The following is an 18,051-nucleotide window of genomic DNA, read 5'->3' as shown; positions in this document are numbered from 1 at the left end:
CCTTCACGACGAACTGAAAGATAGGGTTTTAAGATACCTTGAATAAAGTGTACTTACACACTTTATTTGACAAACCCATGAAAGGGGGTGGTGCTATGATGACGGTATATGAAAGGATATCTCTCATGATTGCGTTCGGAGTGTTAATTATAGCGCTGCTGTCATTTAACCAAAAAAAATAATCCACCCTTGAGTTAGCGGCTCAGGTGGATTACTTTCCCTTGGTGCCAGTCCCCTGATGGGAACCAGGCTATTGTATAGGCTGAAGGTGCTGGTACACCTTCAGTCGTTTTTAATCTATGCATTTCTAATTACAGTATACCTGTTTTTTCTGAAAAAGAAAACACGAAGAGGTTATTGTATGGATTCATTATTGTAGAGGGTTCATAATTTTTTGGCGTCTTTCTCAGTCTTTGCTCGTTTAACATAATTGTTTATTATTGGCCATTCATATTTTTACTAGGTATAGCTTTTGGGGTTTATATCATGATAAAAAATAGCTCTAAGAACTTAATGAGTAGCATTCTAATATTATTGTTATTTGTATATGTATTCCTTCTTTAGGTCTCTATTCATTTTTCTTTTACTTGGCAAAAATAATTGGAGGATAAAGTGAATCACAATGAATGGGTATTTAATTATTCTACTTATAAAAAATGAACTGTGGAGCAAGAGCTGTATGTTTCTCTCGCTGACACAGTTCATCAAGCCTAAAGCGTTCTCTAACGTACGTCCTTCACCGCGGCAATAAATTTCTTCATCGCTGGTTTATCAGTTGTTTGCATCCAATGGGACAGTCCTTCATGTTCATTTTTAAAATAGAGATCAAGTCCTTCTTTCAGTTCCTTTCGATAGTGGGGATCTGTTTTACTTTCCTCTTGAAGTGCCTGAACCATTTGAAACCAATCTCTTTTTTCATCGGAAAAAGGGCGTTCCGGGTAGTCTCTGGCTATGGTGAGGGCATGTTCGAATGTCTTTCCGTCATATAATTCCACCGCCAGCCAGCTTCCGACAAAGCGATGGCTTTTATCCAGTTCCATTACTTGTTTAAAACGTTCACTCGCTTCCTTTACTTTGCCTTGCTTCATTAATGCACTGGCATAAATGGCTTGATCGTATTCATCAAGGCGGTTACCAACTGCTGCCTCATACGTATTAAACCATTTGTGAAAGGAATCCCATTGCTGTTTTTCATAATAATAGTCAATAAGACTGAATAGGGCCTGCGTGGAATTCGTCTTTTCCGCATACGCTTGTAAATAAGGAATACTTTCTTCATTCTCCGTTGCATTTGCATCAGATTCGGCACCTATCAATCGAATAATCATACGTAAACTGTGAATGTCATCTGGATCCTTTTCATAATTAGATTGATAGGCCGCCAGTGCTTTTTTCAATTTTTTACTGAGCAATAGGCGGTCTGCTTTCGTCAAGTTGCGCTCCTTTAGGTAAAAGAATGGTAGATTTCCAATCGTATCTTCGTCCAACCGGTAACCGCTGCTGCTTGTGAGCCGCTCCCCATTAGCACGATAAGCGTCAACAGACCAATAAAACTGGCTATTCGTATTTGTAAATGCCAACAGTGATTTGGGGCTTATCGTAGACAAATTATCACCAGAAAATATTACTCCAAGCGGATGATTATACACCTCTTCTATCGGTATATTGATTTGATTGTCTGTAATATACGATTTAAACACGGTACTGACTGAGCCGGAATCAATATCTGCTCCCAAGCTTAATTGGTAATAGTCTGCGCCCTCCACTTTTTCCCAGGAAAAGAGAATGTGTTTATCAGTTATTTTTTGTTGGTTGACCGGAGAGTTAAGTTTGATTAATTTTTGCAAGGTGATGTTATAAGTGATTGTTTTCTTTTCTCCGACATCAAGCCATTCATCCATATTAACCGGCCATGTCCAGCCATTGATTTGATCGAAGCTTAATCCTAAAGCGACTTGATAGCTTCCGGACAGCACCTTAGGAATATTAAAATATCCATCTGTATCTGTTGTGACTTGATATGCTTCCCCTGGTCCAACACTTCTGGAGACTTTTTCTTCTGACCGTAAAAAGACACCTGCGTTTGATACAGGGGAACCATCACTGTATACAATTCTTCCTTTTACTGTATGAATCACATTCCCGCGCTTATCTAACGCGTTTTGTAAACTGTTTTTCATGGATAAAAGCTGTTCATATACATCTTCGTCTATTTGCTTTGCTTTGTATTCTGTTAATGTATTTTTTACTTCTTTGTATGCTTTTTGCAAATGACCTTGGTATATTTCCATTTCTATTTTCTTTTGGTCGATTTCTGCTTGGAGATAGTAATCATCGGGGTTGCTTTTTTCACTTACTTTTTGTAAAAGCTGCTCTGCAGCTGAATAATCGGCTTGTTCCATCATCATTTGTATTTGATCTAATTGAAGCCTTTCTCTAACCCACGAATCTTCCACGCTGGTTCGCTCAATGGCTGATTGTAAAATATCATATGCCTGATCAAGTTGACCGATGCTTTTATAATGGAAAGCGAGAAGTTTGGTCGCAGAAGCATAATCATCATCAATCGGGCTCTTTTTGACATATCTGTTCAAATGTGGAAGCATTTCATCCCAAGTAAACGTTACAGCATGGTCAGGAGGGTTATAATGGGAAAATGAGGGCCCGATGTATACATCAAATTGGTTGGTTATGTGATTTTTAAGCATATAATCTTGAATGATTTTTTGTTTTTGCGAGTCCAAAATCATTTTGCTGTTAAGAGATTTTAACAGTTTTACCTTGGCAGCGGGCTGCCAGTACTCCGCTTGCTTTTTCGCAATATATAGTTGAAGTTGAGGGTTTATGACAAAAGCTATGAATGAGATACTTATCAAAATAAAGACAAGATGCTTCACTTTTATTTTAATTTTCATAGCGAGTCACCATCTTTTCCAAATCATCTTTCCAATATCTATACTCATCTATCTCTACCATTTTGTCCTTTGTCTGTGCCACGTTATCAGGAGTGACATCATTATATTTTATTCCAAATGATAGAATGACTACCACAATGGCAAGCAATGGAAGGAGTGGGAGTTCAATTCCTTTATTCCAAATCAACAGGGCTTTTTGCTTGAAAGAGACTGGATGGAGACGGTTGATGACTTCCTGCTGTTTGGAAAACGTGATATGATTCATTTCCTTATCGAGCTGTTTCTTTAGGGCTTCCTGCTGGTTTTTCATTGGAAATCTCTCCTTTCGTTAACAGACCTTTCAATAACGACCGACCTCGTTTGAGTCTTGATTTGACTGTGTTTTCATTCGTCTTTGTTTGTATGGCAATTTCAGAGATTTTCATTTCATTAAAATAATACAATGTTATCGCTTCGCGGTATTTATAGTTCAATTGTTGAATGGCTTCACTTAAATTGTGATCCAATGCCATTGCAAGCAATGATTCTTCAGGACCTCGAATGGTATCGTCAGCTCTCATTTTTTCCACTTTATCAAAACGAAGAAAAATATTTTTCCAATGCCATTTTCGCATCCGGGAGCGGCATTGATTCAGAACAATGGTGGTAAGCCAACTTTTAAGTTTGTTGGGGTCCTCCAATTGATGAATCTTTTCAAAGATGGTAATAAACGTATCTTGAACAGCTTCTTCAGCTGTGTGATAATCTTTCACAAGCAAATAAGCAGTACGTAATAAATAATCCCCGTATTGATGCATGACTTCCATTAAAGCGTGCTCATCTTTTTCTTTTAATTGATCAACAAGATCCAATTCGGCCGGCCCCCTTCCCAAATGAATTATAATACTTAGATGCCATAGGGGAGGAAAAGGTTGCATAAAAAGTAAAAAACTTTTTTGGGGTTTCAATGTTTGGCTTGCTATGGAAAATTTGGTGTTGCTTTCCTTAGCACCTGTATGTTAGTATGATGAATGTACGAATGACCATAACATTCAAACGGTCATTCTCTTCGTATAAGTTCATTTTAAGAGACGTTCTATATATTTCGGAGTGACAGGCACCTCCCAAAAAAAGAAGGTGAAAAAAATTGACTATTGACCGGAAGCAGCAAATTTTAGAAGCTGCCACAAATTCTTTCTCTTTATTTGGTTATAAGGCTACGACCATGGATCAAATCGCTAAATTAGCCAATGTTGGTAAGGGAACGATTTACACTTTTTACAAGAACAAAGAAGAATTATTTCATGAAATCATTTCTTCATTAATTTATGAAATGAAATTGTCGGTTGAAAAAACGGTAAGTGAAGAGTCTTCTTTTTACGAGAAAGTGGACAGTGCGCTTTTTGCGTTATTGGAATTCCGAACGGATCATCAATTGATGATAAAACTCATTCAGGAAGAAAAGGAAATGGGAACCCCAGCGGTTAAGGATGTGATCCAAAAGATAGAAAATGCGATTGTCCAATATGTGGGGAAAATCGTGCAAAAAGCGGTGGACAAAGGTGAAATCAAGCCATGCAACCCAGAAATCACAGCCTTTGTTATTATAAAGATGTATATCGCGCTCATCTTCGACTGGGAAAAAGCCCATAAACCGCTGGAGAAAGATGAAATATCAAGATTGTTTAAATTGTACTTGTTAAATGGGTTATCCAATAGATAATCCTATATTTTTGGACGTGATTGACCAAGTGAATAAAGTGGTCATAATGGTTTGTTCAAAATGTATATGGGTTAATTGTATTGAAGGGAGAGTATAATCTTTATGGAGAAATCAAGCTTTATATCGGAATGGAAGCAAATTCTAACGAATAAAAGGGTGCTTATTCCCATTATTGCTGTCGCTTTTGTTCCGTTATTATATGCAGGGATGTTTCTTTGGGCATTTTGGGATCCCTATAAATATTTAAGTGATTTACCTGTTGCGGTGGTGAATGAAGATGGCGGAGCCGACTATGAGGGAGACCATTTGGAATTGGGAGAGGAACTTGTCGATAAGTTAAAGGACAATGATGAATTTCAGTTTCATTTTGTGCCCAAAAAGGAAGGTTACCGAGATTTAGAAAACCGAAAATATTATATGCTGATCGAAATTCCGAAGAATTTTTCGGAAAATGCTACTACTTTAATGGATGAAAAGCCGAAGAAATTGGAACTGAAATATGTACCTAATGAGGCTTATAACTTCCTTTCTTCTCAGATTGGGGAAACCGCGGCAAGAGAAATCAGAGCGGAAGTTTCCAAAGCGGTCACATCCACGTACGCCGAAACGATGTTTGATAAGGTTGAAGATGTCGCTGAGGGACTTGAAAAAGCAAGTGATGGCAGTAAAAAATTGGATGATGGGGCAAAAGAACTTGCGGATGGATCTAAAGAGTTAAAGGATAACTTGGAGGTTTTAGCATCCAGTTCCATTGAATTTGAAAATGGAGTGACAAAAGCAAAGTCCGGTTCTGGTGAGCTAGCCGATGGATCCCATGATCTGGCCGATGGAATGAATCAATTGACAGACGCCAGCGGAAAGCTAACCGGTGCATCAAAAGATGTTCAAACAGGTTCTCAGGCGCTCAATTCAGGTATTTCGCAGGTGAACAATGGCCTGCAAGAGATTAATGGGAAAGTGCCGGATTTAGTAGCAGGTACAAGCAAGGTGCAGGATGGTTTGAACCAGCTTCAAAACCAATTGCCGCAGCAGATGGCCGATTCCATCGGCGCAAAAATCGAGGCAAGCAGTGGAGAGATGAATGCCGGATTGGATCAACTGAATCAAGGGATTAATACTAGTTTAAAAAACGAACTAGCCCCTAAGTTATCTTCGGGTGTGTCGTCTGCGGTCTCTTCACAAATTTCATCTGAGGTAGGAGCGGCGGTGGACCAGCTGGAAGGAACCATCGCTGAAATGCAGAAACAACAAATGGAAACACTCTATGCTTCGTTGTTAAAAAATGGTGTTCCTAAAGAAACAGTGGATGGGGTCTTTTCGCAAATGGCGGCAGAATCTCCGTCAACAGAAGCGATTAAGGGACAGCTGCAGACAAAGCTGGGCAATATGGAGGGACAGATCAAAGCAGGCGTGGAAGCAGGTGTTCAGCAAGGAATTGATCAAGCCACTGCCGGAATAAATGAAGGTTTCAACCAATATAAGAGTGAAGTAAATAAAAAACTTGAAGGCTCAACTGCCGGATTAGGTAAAGAAATCCAACAAGCGATTGATCCGGTATTTGATCAATTGTCAAATGGTCTTGGAACTATCCAATCAGGCCAGATTGCACTTCAGGAAGGCGTCCAGAAATTATCAAATGGAACTAAAGATCTGCAAGATGGATCTTCAAAATTAAGCAGCGGCCAAAAAGAATATGTAAATAACATGGAAGTATTTAACCAAAAAATAAAAGAAGCAAATTCTGGCGCCCATCAGCTCTCGGACGGTGCCCATGAGTTAAGTAGTGGAATGGGACAGTTGGCAGACGGCTCATCCAAAATCAAAGACGGGTCGCAAAGATTAGCCGAAGGTTCCGGCAAGCTTTCTGACGGTACAACCGAGCTACAAGATGGAACGACGGAATTACATGAGAAGCTAAGTGAGGCAGCAGATGAAGCAGGGTCTGTCGAGGCTAATGATGATACGTACGATATGATGGGAAGCCCTGTCGATGTGGATAAGGAAGAAGTGAACCCAGTTCCGAACTACGGTACAGGTTTTGCACCATACTTTATTTCATTGGGATTATTTGTAGGTGCATTGCTGATGACAATTGTCTTTAATTTGAGGGATCCGGCAGTAAATCCGCGCAATGGTATTACCTGGTTCCTTGGCAAATTCGGGGTTGTGGCTATCACAGGGGTAATCCAAGCATTATTGGTAGATGCCATCCTTTTATTTGGATTGGGTATTGAAGTAAGGAGTATCCCATTGTTCATTTTTGTATCGATTATTACGAGTCTAGCCTTTATGACTCTAATACAACTTCTGGTTACAACTTTGGGAGACCCAGGTCGTTTTATAGCGATTATTATTCTCATTTTACAGCTGACAACAAGTGCAGGGACATTCCCGCTGGAGTTAATTCCAAGATTTATCCAGCCGCTCAATAGCTTATTACCGATGACATACTCTGTTCAGGCATTCAAGGCAGTCATTTCAAGCGGAGATTACTCATTTATGTGGCAGAATGTAGGAATCCTAGGACTCTATATGCTGGGCTGTGCAGCATTAACGATGGCTTTCTTTATTGTCAAAAATAATGTCAATCATAAAAAAGCACTCCATCAGAATGCAGATGCGTCTATATAAGATTGAAGAGCAGGTATTACAAAATAGTAATACCTGCTCTTTTTAAATGGAAATTAGAATCCAATTAGGCCTATCTCATTTTTTCCAGAACATCATAAAGATCGCTTAATTCACGGATCTCATATGTAGGTTCTACCTCGCTCCGCTCTTTTTCTTCTCTGTTGATCCAAACAGATTTGATACCAGCACGATTGGCTCCAAGGATATCCGTATTTAAGTTATCGCCCACCATAATCGCTTCGTCTTTATCTAATGACATCAGTGACAGGGCATGTTCAAAAATTCCTTTGTCAGGCTTTCCTTTTCCGTAGCCGCCGGAAATGACAATGTGGTCAAAGTATGGCACGAGTTCTGGAGTAATGGTCAGCTTTGTATTTTGCAAATCTGGTGATCCGTTTGTAATGAGCACCAGGCGGTAATCTTTTTTCAATTTGTCGAGCACTTGGAATGTGTCCTCATAAACAAATGGGACTTTTCGACGGTTCTTTGGAAAAAGTTCACTCAACTCAGAGCCGAAATCTGAATCGTCTACGCCCAATTGCTTCAATCCCAATGTCCAAGCGTTTTTGCGATATTCCGGAACAATTTTGCTCAGCTTTTCAAAATCCTCTGTCTCATCAAGGAATTCTCCCCACAGACCTTCAAAAGGATTGATACCAATCATTTGGGTAAAGGGATAAGTTTCATAGGATGAATAGAGCTTTCTAGCATTCTCACGAACTGCTTCTTCCAATTCATCCGGATTTAATCCGCAGTGTTCCTCAGCCGCTCTACATGTAGCAGCAAATGCTTCTTTTACACTTTTTTTATCCCATAAAAGTGTATCGTCTAAATCGAAAAAAATGGCTTTGATCATTATTTTCCCCACTTTGAAATAGTAATAAAATCTACTATCCATTTTACCCATAGAAAAGGTTAAATTCTAGTCCTCCATAAAGATTAAGGTGCAAGTTTATTTTATATTATATAATTTAAAATAATATTTTTTGTAATTTTATAATTCTGGCTATTGTTTTCGAGTTTATTGCTTTGTTTTTTATATGGCAGGGAGTGGCGTGATTTTTGCATATAAAAAATGAAAGAAAAAATGTAATCGTTTTCTTTTCCGATGCATGCCAGGATAAATGGGGCTTACATATTTACGTATTAATTTAAAAGAACAGCAATATCGTAGTGTCAACAACCTATAAATATAACTTGGAGGTGAAGCTGTACCACTCAATGAGTTGTTCGGTTGCGTGGTGTCATAACATGGCTAATGCAAAAATTGGAGTATTAATGCTAGATACACAGTTTCATAGACCTTTAGGGGATGTGGGCAATCCAGATACTTTCTCTTTTCCGGTCATATATAAAAAAGTGAAAGGAGCGAGTATTTCCAGAGTTGTCAGGGAAGGAGACGCTGCATTGATCCGACCGTTTGTTCAAGCTGCAAAAGAGCTTGAGGAGGAAGGGATTAAAGCCATTACGACAAGCTGCGGGTTTTTGGCATTATATCAAAAAGAAATCCAACAGCAATTAAATGTTCCTTTTTTCTCCTCTAGTTTATTACAAATACCATTGGCAGCCATCATTGCAGGTGAGCCGATTGGTGTGTTGACTGCGTCGAAATCTAGTTTAACAGAATCCCATTTAAAAGGAGTGGATGCTCATCAATACCGGACCATTATCAAGGGGATGGACGAGATGCCGGCGTTCTCGGGTGCGATTATAAAAGAAGAGATTGAGTTGGATGAAGAGGTTGTTGCAAAAGAAATGAAACAGATAACGGCTCAATGGATTGCAGAGCATCCGGAATTAAAAGCGATTGTTTTGGAATGTACCAATATGCCACCATACAAAGAGGAGATTAGAAAAGTAACTAATTTACCAATATTTGATATTACGACACTAATGAATTATATCCAGTTGACTATATAGTGTTTGGAATTACATTCCGAAGAAATACTTTGAAAATGCGTTTTTTACAAAAATGAACTGGGTTCGTTCCTATTAAAAAGGGGATAGTCATATGCTTGAAATCGTAATACCGCTGTTGTTGTTATTTATCATCGCCTTGGTAAAGAAAATACCAAAAATCGGAGGGAATATAAAGGTAGCCTTACTTGTTGCGGCTATTTCCTCGGCCGTTATTTCCGGGCTAGGGCCAGGCGAGACCCTGCTGGCGTTTATAGATGGTGTCGATCGTTTGTCTTGGGTAATCATGCTGTCCATTTTTGGTTCATTGTATGCTGAGTCGCAGGTTAAGTTGGGAGCGATGGATACAACATTAAGCAGTCTCCGAGCTATATTCGGAAACTCGCCTAAAGGTTTGATTGCAGCCATCTTCATTACCTTAATCATAGCCGGATCACTGCTTGGAGATGCGATTGCAGCTGCAACGGTTATAGGGTTTTTAGTGATCAATTCTCTTTATGAATTAAAAGTAAAGCCGGAACAGATTGGTATGATTATTTTAGTAGGCGCATCGATCGGGTCCATCATGCCGCCTATCACACAAGGGGTTTTTCTTTCATCTTCTTTAGTCGGCATTGACCCCAGCCCGGTCATTAACATTGCTTATATTACAGTCGGCATTGGCGGCGTGTTGGCTATTTTGGAGTCATTCAGGTTTGTCCGTGGAAAAAAGATGCCCGATCATTTAATGGCGACAAAGTCTGTTTTTGGAATCTTAAAAGAAAAGTGGATGACGTTAGTGCCGCTTGCTGTTCTAGTTGCAATCGTGATTGCCAATACACTTTTTGAGTACAATATTTTTGAAGAATGGATCGTCTTTTCTGCTATTTTGAAGCCGCTGAAGGAAATTCCCATTTTACAAGGAGTTACCTTTCAAGTAGTTTCAGCGATCATTATTGCGATTATTGTCAGTTTTCTATTCCCATCTGTTTGGAAAGAGTCAAAAGAAGTGTTTAAAGGAGGACTATCAAAAGTCAGCCAAACTGTGCAAATCCAGCTTTGCGCTGGAATCATGGTCGGCGTGTTTTACGCTTCAGGGCTGATTGATAAGGTCGCACAAATGACTGAAGGTCTGGCTGCTTCCATGGTGAAAATCGGAGGTGCTTTATCCATCGTAGTTGTTGGAATGCTGACAGGATCGCAGACGACAGCCCAGTCGGTAAATGTCACTTTTCTGGCGCCGATTTTGAAAAACATGGATGTAGACCCAACTTTAATAGCGTTGGGAGCTTCTCATATCGCTGCTGCTGGTCAGAACATGCCTCCGGTTGGACTAACCGCATTCGTCGTTTGCGGGTTGATTGGGGGAATTTTAAACAAAGAAGTAGATCCAATCAAGGTAATGGGGCTGGCTTTGCCGAACTCCTTTTACTTTTTAATTGTTGGGTTAATCGCATGGTTTATTTAACTTCATTCAGCAGAAGTAAGATGAATGCATATTGGTATTCCTATTCAGTGGGGGTTCAAACCCCGGCTGAATAAAGTCAAAGCCTCCGGCGGATGCCACAGATTTTCAGAGGAAATTTATCGAGCGAAAGCTCGATAAAATCTGGGCGCAAATACGCCAAGGCGCATTTGATTCAAAAGCCAAACCTTTTGTATTTGTTAATTACAGGCCTCTTTTCACTGATCGGACCGATTACAAACCTCGGATCTTTGTATATCGTTCATGCCATGATGAAGAAAGTGAAACTGCCAAATGAGTTGCTTGGAAGAGTTTATGTTCGGGGTTTTACGTCAGTTCACACATGGTCACCGTATTTTGCTTCTGTTTTCTTAGTTGTTTACTCACTTAACATACCCATTCATCAATATTTACCGTATGGATTGATATTGAGCTTTTTTCAGATATTGATTGCATACTATTTATTTAGATATATTGAGATGCGGCACATAGAACTGGGCTTTATTGAAAGTGACCGGTATATTAATTATAAAAAATTGTATGAGCTCTTTGCTGTGCTCCTATTGCTAACAGGTTTTATTTTTGTATTTGAGCCATTTGTGACGTTAAATGCAAGTGTTCTTATTTCAATCAGCGTTCTTGTTTTTGCTTTTCTTTGGACGGTTTATTTGAAAATCCCGAAGGAATTTTTAAAAGAAATCAATGAATATCGAAAAAATATTTTTCCCCATAAGGCCAATGAAGTGAGTTTCCTATTAACAGCGGGATTTTTTGGAGTGGTATTGTCCAATACCTCCATATCTGGCTATATCCGTAATGTTTGGGTAAGTTTGGCTCACACTTCAGTGCTTCTTTTGATTTTTATGACAATCTTGATCATTACCTTGCTTTCTTTTGTTGGCGTCCATCAAATGGTGACAATCAGTGCGATTGTAGCAACCATTTCATACGATGAATTGGGTATCCATGCCATGGTGATGGCAATGATGCTGTTAAGTGCGTGGGCTGTTGGAACAACGATTTCTCCAATATCACCAGTAACTACAGCTGTTTCAAGTCTTCTGCAAGAGAATATTTTTAAAATTACAGTACGGTGGAATTTGCTTTAGGCAGTGGTGTTATTATTCATCCACACGATCGTTATATATTGCATTCATATATTTTTACTCAGTTAATGAAGCCCTGCTATTCTCAGGTTGTGGAGATAATAGGGGCTCTTTTTTTACAAAAATTATAATGATGACCTTTGAAAATTACATTTTTTATAAAAAAGAGATGTTAACTCTTTTTATAAGAGGGAAAAACTCTTGGTATGACTTTTGCATAATACACTTAAAATCTTTACAAACCATTTTGAAGGAGGGAGTCAGTGAGCTATAAGGTTATCGTTGCAGGCGGTGGTCTGATTGGGACTTCTACAGCTTACTACCTTGCTAAAGAAGGTGCGGATGTGACTCTGCTTGACTCGAAAGATATTGCTTCCGGCACATCAGGAGCTTGCGACCGAGCCATCATGCTTCAATCAAAAAAGCCCGGTCCAACGCTAGATTTGGCAAAAGAAAGTGCAAAGCTATATGCAAGTCTTGAAGAAGAATTGGAAGCCGATCTGGAATATAGAAAAGACGGCGGAATGATCATTATTGAAACAATGGAAGAAATGAAGGCCATGGAGGATATGATTAAGCGTCAACAGGAAGCGGGTATAGATGTACGATTGATATCTGGTGATGAAGCCCGCGAGCGCCAGCCAGGCTTATCTAAAGAGTTGCTTGGTTCGACTTGGTGGGAGCATGACGCGGAAGTCAACCCATTAAATGTCTCATTTGCCATGGCAAGAGCCGCTCAACGATTGGGAGCCGAAATAAAATTACAATCTCCGGTCACGGGATTGATAGTTGAAAATAACCGTGTCATTGGTGTCCGTATCTCCGAAGAGAAGATATATGCTGATGCGGTTGTGATTGCCATGGGAGTGTGGACGCCGATGCTGTTAGAACAGATAGGAGTAAATGTTCCCATTATTCCAAGACGAGGCCAGATTCTTGTTTCGGAAAGGTTAGACCCATTCCTTAAAAGTAATATACTGAGTGCATCATATATTGCAAACAAATTAAAGAGAAATCATCATGAGGAATATGCCGATCCTTTAGGGATTGGTTTAGCTATAGGGCAAACCTATAGCGGAACATTACTGATCGGTGGATCGCGGCAATTTGCGGGCTATAATACGGAAACATCTTCTGAGATTACTCAGAAAATTGGTGAAGCAGCAGTGCGGGCTTTTCCTGAATTAGCTCAGGTGAGGATTATCAGGGCATTTGCGGGTCTTCGTCCTTATACGCCTGATGGCATGCCTATATTGAGTTCAATAAATGGCCTGGATGGTATTTTTATAGCCGCTGGACATGAGGGAGACGGTGTGGCACTTGCACCGATTTCTGGAAAAATAATGGCACGGGTTGTATGCGGTGCCAATCCAGGTGTAGATATTCGGCCGTTTTCATTGAGCCGTTTCGATTAGTATAACTCTTGTACAGAGGGAGTGAATGCAAGTTGTCCAGTTCCTTTCGCATAAACAGCTTTGAAAAATCAAAAGAAATTGAATTTTATTTTAATAATAAGAAATTAACTGGCTATGAAGGGGAGCCGATTGCGGCTTCTTTACTGGCCCACGGTATTAAGACGCTTCGGACATGTGAAATCACCGGAGAGACTCGCGGAATATTTTGTGGAATCGGCCACTGTTATGAATGTCGGGCAGATGTTGATGGTATCTCAAATATTCGTACTTGTTTGACGCCAAATAGGCAAGGAACAAAGGTTTTTTCACCAAGGGAGAAGTTAAAAGATGAAAGTTGATGCAGTCATCATTGGAGCCGGGCCTTCAGGTCTTACTGCAGCCATAGAATTAGTCCAAAACGGTTTATCTGTTGCTGTCATTGATGAGTATTACCGTACAGGTGGTAGATTGCTCGGACAGCACTACGAAGATCCAAAGGCTCTGCCTAATGAGAGGATTTGGAATGGAAGGGAAATCGCGGAACAATTGGAGAAAAAAGCACGGGATCTAGGAGTGTATATTTTTACCGGTGTGACAGCATGGGCTGTCAGTGGAAAATGGCAAATAAATGTAACGGGGACAAAGGTGAACACGATTACCTCCAAAGTACTATTATTAGCCACTGGTTCAATTGAAAAAGCTCTGCCTATTCCTGGATGGACACTTCCAGGAGCAATGAGCATAGGTGCTGCTCAGACTTTTACCAATCTGCATCATGTAGCGGTTGGAAAAAGAGTAATCATTGTGGGAATTGACCCGCTCTCATTGTCTGTCATGATGGAGATGAAAAATGCGGGCATTGATGTGGTCGGTATGGTCTTGCCGCCGTTGTCGCCAGTAACCGGCATAAAAAATTCGCCCAGACATACGCTGGAGCGGCTCAAGGACGTGGTTGACCTTGCGCCCAATCCGCTTATGCGAATGGCAGGAAGGCTTGCTTTAGGTAGATTTCCCAATCTGACAGCCCGGGCATTGACCTTCAATCTTCTAAAGGTGAATGGTGTCCCTATTCATTTGCGTAAATCTGTTGCGAAAATTGAAGGGGGTAGGCAGGTTGAAGGGGTTACACTTCAATCTGTATCCATAGACGGCCATCCTACCGGGAAAAAGGAACAAATTGAAGTGGACGCGGTTTGTCTATCCGCGGGTCTTTACCCAATGGTTGATCTTGCACAGACAGCGGGATGTCCCATCATTGATATTCCAGAATTAGGGGGGATGGTACCACTGCATGGAGCTGATATGTCCACCCCTGTAAAAGGGTTATATGTAGCCGGGAATATCACCGGAATTGAGGGCGCAAAAGTCGCTATGGCGCAGGGCCAGCTTGCAGCCGCATCCATTTTGGAATCCATGGGGAGGGAAAGCTCCATTTCGGTTACTGAAGCGATGAGGGAAGTGAAGAAAGCACGGGAAAGGTCTCCTCTACGTTTTCTTCCTAAAATTGAAGAAGGACGTTCAAAGATGAACAAGATTTGGGAGAAAGAAGGCATTGTATGAAAAACATGATAATTTGCCGATGTGAAGGTGTCTGTTTGTCGGAGATTTTAAAAGCGATGGATGACGGAGCTAACAGTGTTCCCGGGCTGAAGAAAAGAGTCAGAGTCGGTATGGGCTACTGTCAAGGCCGGGTTTGTCAGCCGATTCTTCGTGATATCATAGAATCCAAAATGGGCAATCAGGCTCCTCCTTTACAGCATGCTCAAGCTCCCGTCCGCCCGGTACTTTTAAGCGACATTATTAAAAAATAAAGTCTTAATTTGGAGGTAAATGGATGTACTTACATGGAACCGCATCAATCAATGATGAAGGCCATCTTGAAATTGGTGGATGCGATACAGTGGAATTGGTAAAAAAATATGGCACTCCGTTGTATGTTTATGATATGGAATTAATCAAGAGCCGTGCTCGTTCTTTTAAGAAGATGTTTGAAAAGTATGGGGTGAAATCTCAGGTTGCCTATGCAAGCAAAGCTTTTTCGTCTATTGCGATACTACAGCTTGTTCATGAAGAGGGGCTTTCGCTGGATGTGGTTTCAGGAGGGGAGTTATATACTGCGGCAGCTGCTAAATTTCCCATCGACAAGGTCCATTTTCACGGAAACAACAAAAGTGAAGAGGAACTTGTAATGGCTTTGGATCATAAAGTTGGCTGCATTGTCGTTGATAATTTTCATGAGCTTCATATGCTGCATTACTTATGTCAGAAGAGGAAACAAACCGTTAATATATTGCTCCGTGTAACCCCGGGTATTGAAGCTCATACACATGATTATATCCTCACTGGTCAGGAGGATTCAAAATTTGGCTTTGACTTGGAGAACGGACAGGCGGAAATGGCTCTGAATTTTTCTCTTGATAGCGAGTACCTGAGTCCGCTGGGAGTTCATTGTCATATCGGATCACAAATTTTTGAAACGATTGGGTTCGTTATGGCCGCTAAAAAAATATTGGAAAAACTAAGTCTATGGAAAAACGAGTATGATTTTATTACAGAGGTTTTGAACCTTGGAGGCGGTTTTGGTATTCGCTATACGAATGATGATACCCCATTGTCTCCGGAACAGTATGTCGAAAAAATGATCATTGAAGTGAGCAAGGAAACGGAAAGGTTGTCATTGCCGATGCCAGAATTATGGATTGAGCCGGGACGTTCACTTGTTGGAGACGCAGGTACTACTCTTTATACAATCGGTTCTAGAAAAGACGTGCCGAATATAAGGAAATATGTGGCTGTTGATGGTGGAATGACGGACAATATCAGGCCTGCTTTATACGATGCAAAGTATGAGGCGGTTCTTGCTAACAGAGTGCTTGATCAGCAAGATGAAGTGGTGTCTATTGCGGGAAAGTGCTGTGAATCCGGTGATATGCTTATTTGGGATTTGCCTCTTCCCTCTCCAGATAAAGAAGATATTTTGGCCGTTTTTTGCACAGGAGCATATGGATATGCCATGGCCAACAATTATAATCGTATTCCTAGGCCACCAGTAGTTTTTGTCGAAAAAGGCGAAAGCAGACTTGTGATCAAACGGGAGTCTTATGAGGATCTTGTAAGATTGGATATGTCAATCAACGAAAAATCTCCCATTTAAGAGTAATAGGTTACCTCCTGTGTGTTAATATGATATAAATTATAAAATTTGTAATGTTACACAGTCCGGGAGGAAGCAGGATGGCTACAGATATTTCAATGTCGGTTTTAATGATTGGCTATCGAAGAGATATTTTGGATGGAATGGCGGATTGGTTTGATAGAGGGATTCTTTGCCTTGCTGGTGTGATTGATCCTCTCGTTGACCAAATTCCAGAAGAGGTCCCGTTGGTTCATTATGCTGAGCAAGTGAATCACCAAGAGATCCACTTCATTCTGATAACTGGAAATGAGGCACCTTATCACCAAGAATTGAAAAATTGGGATAGGAAAGATAGGGTAGTTATTACACCGGATTCAATTTGGATCCTCGAAAAGTTGGCTCGAACAGCAAGTAAAATTCAATCACTAACCGAAAAGCAACAGTTTTATCAAACGATCTTAATGCACTCACATGAGGGTGTACAGTTTGTTGATTCCGAGGGCATTATTCAGTTTATAAACCCTTCTTTTTCCAGAATTACGAATGTTTCGCCTGAAGAAAGGCTTGGAAAGCATATTGAAGAGGTGTCTCCCGGTGGATCATTGAATAAAGCCTATAAAACGAGGGCCCCGGTTTTTAGCTATAAATCAACAAGTGTGGGGTCTAATGTTGAAACGGTCGCCAATGCAGCTCCCATTTTTGTGGAAGGCAAGTTCATAGGGGCAGTTGCGACTTTCCAAGATGTAACTGAAGTAAAGTATCTGACGGAAAAATTGATGGAGCATGAACAAGAACAGCGGATGATTAGTCAGCAATCGAGTGACAGATATGAATCCAAGTATTCACTAGATCATATTATCGGTGAAAGTAACGAAATCAAAGAAGCAATAAACATAGCGAAGAAGGCAGCGCGTACTCGTTCCACCGTTTTAATAACCGGAGAAAGCGGGACAGGTAAGGAGTTATTTGCCCACGCCATTCATACAGAAAGTAAATGCAGCGATAAGCCTTTTGTCACTGTTAACTGTGCGGCGATTCCAGCGGATTTACTGGAAAGTGAGTTATTTGGCTATGAAAAAGGGGCATTTACGCATGCTATAAAACAAAAGCTTGGCAAAATTGAATTGGCCAATGAAGGGACATTGTTTTTGGATGAAATTGGCGAAATGAGCGTCTCTTTGCAGGCCAAATTATTAAGGGTTTTACAGCATAGAGAGTTTGAGAGAATTGGTGGACTGAAGAAAATACATGTAGAATTTCGGATCATTGCTGCCACAAATGCTGATTTGGAAACATTAGTTTCCGAAGGTAAGTTCCGCGAAGATTTATTTTATCGATTGAATGTCATTCGCCTTGAAGTGCCTCCTTTAAGAGAAAGAAAGCAGGATATACCTTTGTTGGTGCAAGAGCTATTGAACGGGATATCGCAGAGAATCGGACTTAGCCCAATGCAGCTTACAGACAAAGGTACCTCTATTTTATCCAAACACGATTGGCCGGGGAATATTCGGGAGCTGGAGAATGTGTTGGAAAGATTGATGAACGAGAGCCCTTCATCTGTCATATCGGATTCCTTGGTCTTAAAACAAATTCAAAGAATACTTGGTCCTTCTTCTGAGACTGGTGACTATTCACAGTCAGCCGCAACTTCACTTTTACCTTTAAAGGATATCGAAAAAGAACATATTCAAAGGACTTTACATCATTTTGGGAACTCATTGGAAAGTAAAAAGCAGGCTGCTCGTTCTTTAGGGATTTCGATTTCAACACTCTATAATAAAATCCGAGATTATCAACTGGAGTGAC

General features: G+C 40.5%; 16 protein-coding genes. 12 read left to right on the top strand and 4 right to left on the bottom strand.

Annotated elements, in window-relative coordinates; all coding sequences use genetic code 11:
- Positions 1–77: 77 nt before the first annotated feature.
- Complete coding sequence (locus H9631_RS22890; RefSeq protein ID WP_404801748.1) at positions 78–182, top strand: putative holin-like toxin; 105 nt, start codon at positions 78–80, stop codon at positions 180–182.
- Positions 183–722: 540 nt separating this feature from the next.
- On the opposite strand, the gene H9631_RS14640 is transcribed toward H9631_RS22890, so the two are convergent.
- Genes H9631_RS14640 through H9631_RS14630 form a run of 3 tightly spaced genes read right to left on the bottom strand, consistent with a single transcriptional unit; the run spans position 723 to position 3,766 of the window.
- On the bottom strand, positions 723–2,915 hold the full coding sequence (locus H9631_RS14640) for a carboxypeptidase regulatory-like domain-containing protein (protein WP_191814038.1): 2,193 nt from the start codon (positions 2,913–2,915) through the stop codon (positions 723–725).
- Positions 2,905–3,225 carry a hypothetical protein gene (locus H9631_RS14635; protein ID WP_191814036.1) on the bottom strand — a complete coding sequence of 107 codons (321 nt, stop codon included), beginning with the start codon at positions 3,223–3,225 and terminating at the stop codon, positions 2,905–2,907. Before H9631_RS14635 ends, H9631_RS14640 begins: the two co-directional genes overlap by 11 nt.
- Complete coding sequence (locus H9631_RS14630) at positions 3,185–3,766, bottom strand: sigma-70 family RNA polymerase sigma factor (RefSeq protein WP_191814034.1); 582 nt, start codon at positions 3,764–3,766, stop codon at positions 3,185–3,187. Before H9631_RS14630 ends, H9631_RS14635 begins: the two co-directional genes overlap by 41 nt.
- A gap of 275 nt (positions 3,767–4,041) precedes the next feature.
- On the opposite strand from H9631_RS14630, the gene H9631_RS14625 reads away from it, so the two are divergent.
- On the top strand, positions 4,042–4,617 hold the full coding sequence (locus tag H9631_RS14625; protein WP_191814032.1) for a TetR/AcrR family transcriptional regulator: 576 nt from the start codon (positions 4,042–4,044) through the stop codon (positions 4,615–4,617).
- A gap of 102 nt (positions 4,618–4,719) precedes the next feature.
- Positions 4,720–7,248 carry a YhgE/Pip domain-containing protein gene (locus H9631_RS14620; protein WP_191814030.1) on the top strand — a complete coding sequence of 843 codons (2,529 nt, stop codon included), beginning with the start codon at positions 4,720–4,722 and terminating at the stop codon, positions 7,246–7,248.
- A gap of 70 nt (positions 7,249–7,318) precedes the next feature.
- On the opposite strand, the gene H9631_RS14615 is transcribed toward H9631_RS14620, so the two are convergent.
- Positions 7,319–8,104 carry an HAD family hydrolase gene (locus tag H9631_RS14615; protein ID WP_191814028.1) on the bottom strand — a complete coding sequence of 262 codons (786 nt, stop codon included), beginning with the start codon at positions 8,102–8,104 and terminating at the stop codon, positions 7,319–7,321.
- Between the two features lie 395 nt (positions 8,105–8,499).
- Between H9631_RS14615 and H9631_RS14610 the strand changes: the two genes are divergently transcribed.
- The 9 genes from H9631_RS14610 to H9631_RS14570 all read left to right on the top strand — a co-directional run bounded on the left by H9631_RS14610 (position 8,500) and on the right by H9631_RS14570 (position 18,050).
- On the top strand, positions 8,500–9,168 hold the full coding sequence (locus tag H9631_RS14610; protein ID WP_191814027.1) for an aspartate/glutamate racemase family protein: 669 nt from the start codon (positions 8,500–8,502) through the stop codon (positions 9,166–9,168).
- A 91-nt stretch (positions 9,169–9,259) separates the two neighbouring features.
- A complete protein-coding gene (locus H9631_RS14605) occupies positions 9,260–10,612 on the top strand; it encodes a TRAP transporter large permease subunit (protein WP_191814024.1) in 1,353 nt (450 codons plus the stop codon).
- Positions 10,613–10,800: 188 nt separating this feature from the next.
- Positions 10,801–11,718, top strand: a complete 918-nt coding sequence (locus tag H9631_RS14600; protein ID WP_191814023.1) for a hypothetical protein — start codon at positions 10,801–10,803, stop codon at positions 11,716–11,718.
- A gap of 260 nt (positions 11,719–11,978) precedes the next feature.
- Positions 11,979–13,130 carry an NAD(P)/FAD-dependent oxidoreductase gene (locus tag H9631_RS14595; protein WP_191814021.1) on the top strand — a complete coding sequence of 384 codons (1,152 nt, stop codon included), beginning with the start codon at positions 11,979–11,981 and terminating at the stop codon, positions 13,128–13,130.
- Between the two features lie 32 nt (positions 13,131–13,162).
- A complete protein-coding gene (locus H9631_RS14590) occupies positions 13,163–13,468 on the top strand; it encodes a (2Fe-2S)-binding protein (protein WP_191814019.1) in 306 nt (101 codons plus the stop codon).
- Positions 13,458–14,669 (top strand): NAD(P)/FAD-dependent oxidoreductase, encoded by a 1,212-nt coding sequence (locus H9631_RS14585; RefSeq protein WP_191814017.1) that lies wholly within the window; start codon positions 13,458–13,460, stop codon positions 14,667–14,669. The genes H9631_RS14590 and H9631_RS14585 overlap by 11 nt, the downstream gene beginning before the upstream one ends.
- A complete protein-coding gene (locus H9631_RS14580; protein ID WP_191814015.1) occupies positions 14,666–14,920 on the top strand; it encodes a (2Fe-2S)-binding protein in 255 nt (84 codons plus the stop codon). The genes H9631_RS14585 and H9631_RS14580 overlap by 4 nt, the downstream gene beginning before the upstream one ends.
- 23 nt (positions 14,921–14,943) lie before the next feature.
- Complete coding sequence (lysA, locus tag H9631_RS14575; protein ID WP_191814013.1) at positions 14,944–16,263, top strand: diaminopimelate decarboxylase; 1,320 nt, start codon at positions 14,944–14,946, stop codon at positions 16,261–16,263.
- Positions 16,264–16,343: 80 nt separating this feature from the next.
- Positions 16,344–18,050 (top strand): sigma-54 interaction domain-containing protein, encoded by a 1,707-nt coding sequence (locus H9631_RS14570; RefSeq protein ID WP_191814011.1) that lies wholly within the window; start codon positions 16,344–16,346, stop codon positions 18,048–18,050.
- Position 18,051 lies beyond the last annotated feature (1 nt).

The sequence above is a fragment of the Bacillus norwichensis genome (genome assembly GCF_014836955.1).
Taxonomy (GTDB): Bacteria; Bacillota; Bacilli; order Bacillales; family Bacillaceae_C; genus Siminovitchia; species Siminovitchia norwichensis.
Note: the sequence above shows the minus strand (reverse complement) of the source record. Positions and strands in the feature narration are given on the sequence as shown.

What these genes read in the sequence shown, in the direction of transcription:
- H9631_RS22890 (WP_404801748.1), top strand. Translation starts at nt 78, where the DNA reads ATGAAAGGGGGTGGTGCTATGATGACGGTATATGAAAGGATATCTCTC.
- H9631_RS14635 (WP_191814036.1), bottom strand. Translation starts at nt 3,225, where the DNA reads ATGAAAAACCAGCAGGAAGCCCTAAAGAAACAGCTCGATAAGGAAATG.
- H9631_RS14620 (WP_191814030.1), top strand. Translation starts at nt 4,720, where the DNA reads ATGGAGAAATCAAGCTTTATATCGGAATGGAAGCAAATTCTAACGAAT.
- H9631_RS14605 (WP_191814024.1), top strand. Translation starts at nt 9,260, where the DNA reads ATGCTTGAAATCGTAATACCGCTGTTGTTGTTATTTATCATCGCCTTG.
- H9631_RS14640 (WP_191814038.1), bottom strand. Translation starts at nt 2,915, where the DNA reads ATGAAAATTAAAATAAAAGTGAAGCATCTTGTCTTTATTTTGATAAGT.
- H9631_RS14610 (WP_191814027.1), top strand. Translation starts at nt 8,500, where the DNA reads ATGGCTAATGCAAAAATTGGAGTATTAATGCTAGATACACAGTTTCAT.
- lysA (WP_191814013.1), top strand. Translation starts at nt 14,944, where the DNA reads ATGTACTTACATGGAACCGCATCAATCAATGATGAAGGCCATCTTGAA.
- H9631_RS14580 (WP_191814015.1), top strand. Translation starts at nt 14,666, where the DNA reads ATGAAAAACATGATAATTTGCCGATGTGAAGGTGTCTGTTTGTCGGAG.
- H9631_RS14570 (WP_191814011.1), top strand. Translation starts at nt 16,344, where the DNA reads ATGGCTACAGATATTTCAATGTCGGTTTTAATGATTGGCTATCGAAGA.
- H9631_RS14585 (WP_191814017.1), top strand. Translation starts at nt 13,458, where the DNA reads ATGAAAGTTGATGCAGTCATCATTGGAGCCGGGCCTTCAGGTCTTACT.
- H9631_RS14615 (WP_191814028.1), bottom strand. Translation starts at nt 8,104, where the DNA reads ATGATCAAAGCCATTTTTTTCGATTTAGACGATACACTTTTATGGGAT.